This is a genomic window from Amycolatopsis tucumanensis (assembly GCF_021654135.1).
GTDB lineage: Bacteria > Actinomycetota > Actinomycetes > Mycobacteriales > Pseudonocardiaceae > Amycolatopsis_E > Amycolatopsis_E tucumanensis.
Window position 1 is genome coordinate 1 of sequence record NZ_JAKGSD010000113.1, and the last position, 5,243, is coordinate 5,243.

8 protein-coding genes are annotated in these 5,243 nt (G+C 65.2%); 3 read left to right on the forward strand and 5 right to left on the reverse strand.

The genetic code is table 11. The annotated features are described in order from the left end of the window. From L2C96_RS43810 to L2C96_RS43820, 3 genes are all read right to left on the reverse strand, one after another. The coding region (locus tag L2C96_RS43810) for a hypothetical protein (protein WP_237340285.1) at window positions 1-690 on the reverse strand (690 nt) is incomplete at its 3' end. A 120-nt stretch (window positions 691-810) separates the two neighbouring features. After that, window positions 811-1,017, reverse strand: a complete 207-nt coding sequence (locus tag L2C96_RS43815; protein ID WP_237340286.1) for a hypothetical protein — start codon at window positions 1,015-1,017, stop codon at window positions 811-813. A gap of 273 nt (window positions 1,018-1,290) precedes the next feature. Then, window positions 1,291-1,614, reverse strand: coding sequence for a hypothetical protein (locus tag L2C96_RS43820; RefSeq protein ID WP_237340287.1), 324 nt, complete (start codon window positions 1,612-1,614; stop codon window positions 1,291-1,293). Between the two features lie 528 nt (window positions 1,615-2,142). Between L2C96_RS43820 and L2C96_RS43825 the strand changes: the two genes are divergently transcribed. Together L2C96_RS43825 and L2C96_RS43830 are read left to right on the forward strand one after the other, a co-directional pair. Continuing rightward, a complete protein-coding gene (locus L2C96_RS43825; protein ID WP_237340288.1) occupies window positions 2,143-2,556 on the forward strand; it encodes a hypothetical protein in 414 nt (137 codons plus the stop codon). 89 nt (window positions 2,557-2,645) lie between these two features. After that, the gene (locus tag L2C96_RS43830) at window positions 2,646-2,975 is read left to right on the forward strand and encodes a hypothetical protein (RefSeq protein ID WP_237340289.1); all 330 of its coding nucleotides are present in this window, start codon (window positions 2,646-2,648) and stop codon (window positions 2,973-2,975) included. A gap of 542 nt (window positions 2,976-3,517) precedes the next feature. Here the strand turns inward: L2C96_RS43830 and L2C96_RS43835 are convergent. Both L2C96_RS43835 and L2C96_RS43840 read right to left on the reverse strand, forming a co-directional pair. Continuing rightward, the gene (locus tag L2C96_RS43835; protein ID WP_237340290.1) at window positions 3,518-3,949 is read right to left on the reverse strand and encodes a hypothetical protein; all 432 of its coding nucleotides are present in this window, start codon (window positions 3,947-3,949) and stop codon (window positions 3,518-3,520) included. A gap of 50 nt (window positions 3,950-3,999) precedes the next feature. Then, window positions 4,000-4,299 carry a NucA/NucB deoxyribonuclease domain-containing protein gene (locus L2C96_RS43840; RefSeq protein WP_237340291.1) on the reverse strand — a complete coding sequence of 100 codons (300 nt, stop codon included), beginning with the start codon at window positions 4,297-4,299 and terminating at the stop codon, window positions 4,000-4,002. Between the two features lie 547 nt (window positions 4,300-4,846). Here L2C96_RS43840 and L2C96_RS43845 point away from each other — a divergent pair. Further along, the coding region (locus L2C96_RS43845; RefSeq protein ID WP_504905512.1) for a hydroxymethylglutaryl-coenzyme A reductase family protein at window positions 4,847-5,243 on the forward strand (397 nt) is incomplete at its 3' end.

Genomic DNA, 5,243 nt, shown 5'->3' on the forward strand with positions numbered 1-5,243 from the left:
GAGCCCGTCATAGCGGCCCGCGGTGATCAACTGCCCCTGGGGAGCGCGGCTCCAGTCGTCGACTGCGGTGTCGTCGCCGGCCCGAAGGCGGTAGACGGGATGGCCGCCGAGCCCACTGAAGATTGCCTGCAGGGTGTCCGCTTCGCCGTGGCTAGCGCACAGCCAGGCCGCCTTCCCGCCGGCTGCCTGGACTTGCTCGAGTGCCCAGCTGAGCACGCCGAGATCAAGCGCCTGCTCGGACGAGGGGTTCAACGCGAACACGCGCTCGCCGGTGTTGCCGGACGGCAGCGGCTGCTCGGTCTCCAGCCGGGTGATCCGGCCGCCGCCGATGCGGCGTTGGAGGTCGTTTATCGAGCCGAGGGTCGCCGAGAGGTAGATCCGTTGCTTGGCCTGGCTGTACCCAGCGTTCAGCGCCGTCGGCGGGTGGTACGGGCGGACCTCGATCCCGGACGACCCGATAAGCACGCCGCAATGGGTGAGGTGCTCACGTACCTTCGGCCACACCCACTTAATCTCGTCCCGGAGCTTCTTGACCTCTGCCTTGATCTCGTCCGCCTCGTCCTTGAGCGCGAGGTCAGCGACCAGTGGTGACGCCTCGATCGCGCCACGCGACGGTGTGGCGATCGCCGCCCAGTCGCTGAACGACAGCAGCTCCGGCGGGGTGCCCGGCCGAGCGGTGCCATCACGCATTGCCTGCAGTCCGGCGTACGCGTCGGTGTGCGCGATGACAAGATCACAGATCGTTCGGTACAGGACGCGAGCGGGGCCGGGCTTGTCGGGAATGCGCAGTGTCTGTAGCCCACTGAGCGGCTATTCCGCTAGGTGGGCGTCGTCGAAGATGACCAGGTCGGCGGGTTGCGGAACGGGCCTGCTGTTGAAGTAGACCCAGTAGTTCATCACGCCCACCGCCTGGCCTTGGTGGTAGTCGTCGAGCCTCGCTCCGCCGTAGTCCCTCGCGGCGAACCGAACGACCTCCAGGCCCAGCTTGGTGGCCTCGCCCTGGACCCGCTCCGCCAACTGGCGCGTGGTGCGTTGACCACCAACGGCACGTCCACGACGTGACCTGGCCCGACGACACCGACTTGGCCTACGTGGGGATACCCTTCGCCGCCAACCACGTCCGGGCGTTCACCGAGGAGTTTGGCCGAGCCTCGTTACTACAGGATGCTCACCTCGACAGCTACCGGATCCTTCGCTACGGGCCACCCTCCAACTACGCGCAAGTAGCCGGCACGGGCACCCTGCAGTGATCGGGCTGCATCAAGCCCCAACGACAGACCGGTGAGTCGTTCATTTTCGGCGAGCGGCCTCCGGCCAGACCACGGTGACGGACAGGCCGCGATCGCGTGCTGCGTCGACGGCTTCGGCTGTGCCGCCGTGGCCGCCGGAGGGGCCGCCGTCCCAGACCGCGACACGGTGTCGACATTGTCGAACAGGTGCTCGCTGGCTGCCATGTACGCCTCGCGGTTCGACGTGTCGAAGGGCATGGTGTGCACGGTCTTTGGCTTGGCCGAGCAGTTCGTCGAACTCCGCGGCGTTGTCCGGTTTGACTTTGCGCTCCCGGTAGTCGGACGCGGGCAAGACCACCTCGACCGCGCCGCCGAGTTCGAGCACGACGCGGCGAAGACCTGGTCGGCGCCGCGGCCGAGGCAGGTGACACCGATCAGCCCATCACGGCCGTGGCCGGCGAGCGCGACACGGATGCCTTCTGCGACCGCGGGAACGGACTCGGCGGTCAGGTTCGAATGCCCGGTGATCCCGATTCGCGACAACGGCGTTGGCCTTCCTCTGGTCAGTCAGCGGCGGTCAGCGCATCGATGGCTTCGACGGCCCATCACGCACCGCAGGCACCTTAAGGCTGCACTGCGCCCGCACGGCTGGTTGTCCGGATTGCAGAGCCCGAGGACGGGTCACGAACTCGTGCAAACTGGACATTCAGTGCCCCCAGCGAGCCTGTGACACCTACAACTACACGGCGGGAGCGCGGGAATTGTCCAGCTGCCAACAATTTTCAAGTTATCGAGGTTCGCTGTCACCCATTCGTCGGTACATTCCCTGCCGGTCAGCCTTATATAGTCCATCGCGGCGCCGCGGTTTTCCCGTCGCGTCTCGAACTGGGGTCAATTATCTGGGGAGTCAGCTTTGACAACATTGCTTCGTCGTGCGAGAAAAGTTCTGCCGTTCTTTTTCCTTGCAGCTCTGCTTGCGGGCGTTTCATCCGCCCAAGCCGCTCAGCAAAGACCGGCAGCATACGACACCTTCGCTTCGATCGCTTGCAATACCGGCGGTGTCCAGCCCTTGATCGCATACAAGGCGTGGGGCGTTGACTACTCGGCCAACCTCTCCTACGACGTCTACCTGGACATCGAGGGGCCGGGAACCTTCGCGCCGCAGGCGATGCAGACAGTCCGTGCATCGAGTAACGGCAACTGGGACACTTCCACCTTCTACGGAGCTACCGCTGCGTCCGGCACGTACACCCTGCGCGTGAGCGTGTACTCGCCGACCGCAGGTGGGGCACGGGTGGGCGAGGCTTCCAAGAGCTGCACCTACTGACGCGAACAGTGGCCGTTCGGGTTGCCATGTGCACATTGGTGCACTATGTTGCATCCCGAACGGCTCACGTGGGGGGAAGTGTAGAACGCATGCCCGAAGAAGTTTTCAGAGACGCATCGCAACGTCCCCTCAAAGCCTGGGAGAATAATTCCTCCGTACGGGCCGAACTGTCACATATTGTCATTCATGGCAGTATACCTGAAGACCGCATTGACTTCTTGCGAACACTTCTTGTGAATGGCGAAGCGGAACTAAGTTCCCCGCGAACACAGGAACTTGTGAAGTTCTTCAATAATGTAGCGGACGCGTTCGGCTTTCTTCCGATGATTGAAACCCGCGGAGAAGTCTGCAGATTGACACTCGGAGTCGCTGACGCGCTCCGTGAAGTGTTTTCACCGAAATACAATTATGGTGATTGAGGCACTCTTTTGGCGTCTTCTGTTCGATGCGATCCCCGCGTGAGTCCTGTCCAATCGCGCGTTCAAGGTCGCGCTCCGGCCAGCACCAGCCGGATCGCCATGGTGTACCTGCTCGCCGTCAATTAGGTACACCAGCTACCACCTCAGACACTGTGCGATGGTGCCAGCGTTTCGGCATGCGGAAACGCTGGCACCATGGCTGTCCTGCGGGCGACCAGATGGCCAGATCGTCCGGTCAGTGCAGCCACACCAGCCGGGTGATCATCGGAACCACCAGCAGGCCGATGGTCACCATCGGAGTGTCAAGGCTGATCGCCTGACCCAATCGACGGCTGCCGAACGATCACGACGCCTTCGCCTGCGGCAACGGGCTGCGGCTGAACCAAGTGGTGCGATGTGTTCGAGAAGGTACGACCGGGCCGCAACGGTGCAGAACCGAACGACGCGGCAGTACACCAGGAGATGCTGAATCGGGGGCCCATCGACAGCTCAGGCCGTGCCGCCTCGATCAGGACGTCACGCAGCGGGAGCCCCCGACATCGTCAATCCTCGTCCTCTTCCCGCGTCGGATCGCCGGTTCTCTCCAAACGAAGCCAGAGGTCATCAGGCGCAGCGCCGGTTGCGCGATCAGCTGGAGCCTCCACCGTCAAGGCATAGATCCCCGGCCCATCCGGCAGCTCGAACGGCCCATGCACCCCGCGCGTGATCTCACTGACCACGAGCTCGCCTGTCGGGACCTCGATCTCAGCGCGTCCGAGGAGAACCGTCTCGTCCGTGTCGCCCGTACCGAAGTGGAGCCTGACCGGGTCGAGCGTGTCCGGGATGCGGATGTAGGCCTCGTAGTCGTTGCTGACTAGGACCTCGGAGGTGCGGGTGCCCACCAACTCGTAGTCGAAAACGTCGACCTGCTCGCCATACAGCCCAATGAGACCGCGGTCAGGGCGGACGCTGAGCGTCTCCGGCAGTGCCACCATGATGACCATCGTGGCGTGGGCACGACGAGGTCGCATCCACGCCACCGCTGTCAGGGCGTGATGGCAATGTAGAACGCGTCGCCGTCGAGAAGACAGTTAAGCGTGTAGTTACTGACGAGCCAGCTGCCAGCCGCCTGGTTATCTCGCGCGCCGATCAGCCGGGCCGAGTAGTTGCCGTCCCCCTTGGCGGCACCTTCGTCAGTGGTGGCGAACGGGTACTCGTCACAGTTCAAGAGGGTGCCGTCGTTGGGGCCCCAGACCTCATCGCACGTCTTCCGGGCTGCCCCGTTGTTGGCGTCCTGAATCGCCCCGTTGAGGGTGCGGTACAGCGGCGCACTGACGCCCGGCACGTTCTTCGGCCCACTCGGCTACGGCGCCTTCGCCGGCGGCGCGGCGCTGCTCCCGATGACCCTGCTCTCGTGATCCTGATGGTCGGCGCCGCGCCTGATCGCCCGGGTTCGGCACCAAGAGCCTGATCGTCGCCGGTTCTATGGGGCCCTGGCCGCCGGCCTGGTGTGACTGTCCTTCGTCCGGCCGACGGGGTCGTTCGTGGTTCGACGCTGGTCGCCGCTCTGGGCCAGGCTCTGGCGTTCATCCCGTCCCTGGGTATGGCCATCTCGGGCGCGAGCCGGGAGAAGTGGCCTCGCGTCCGGCATCGTCAAAACCTCGTACCAGATCGACTCGGCCCTCGGCCTGCCGGTGATGAACCGCGGTCGGCCTCTCGTTCGGCGCCGGCGAACTCGACAACACGCTCGCCCTCACCCACGGCTTCTCCGCCGCCTTCCTCGGCGCCGCCGCCATCGCGCTCGTCGGCGGATTCGTCGGCCTGGCCACCATCCGCACCGCCGCAAGGACGCGCCCGCGGCGGCCGACACTCTGGAGGGGAGCAGCCTCGGCGTGCCGCTCGGGGTGGCGACGAACTTCGTGGTCAACGGCGCCGACGTGCTGGTGCCGATGGCCACCGAGGAGGCCTCGGTAGTCGCCGCCGCGAGCAACGCCGCCAAGATCGCGCGCGTGCACGGCGGGTTCACCACGTCTTCGACCGCGCCGATCATGCAGGCGCAGGTGCAGATCGTCGGCGTCAGCGACCCCGAGGCCGGTCGTGTCCGCCTGCTGGAGGCCCGCGACGAGCTGATCGAACTGGCCAACGCCCAGGACGAGAAGCTCGTCGAGTTCGGCGGTGGTGTCCGGGACGTCGCGGTGCGGCTGGTGCACTCCCGCGCCGGCACCTACGTGGTGGCGCACCTGCAGGTCGACGTCCGCGACGCGATGGGCGCCAACGCCGTGAACACCA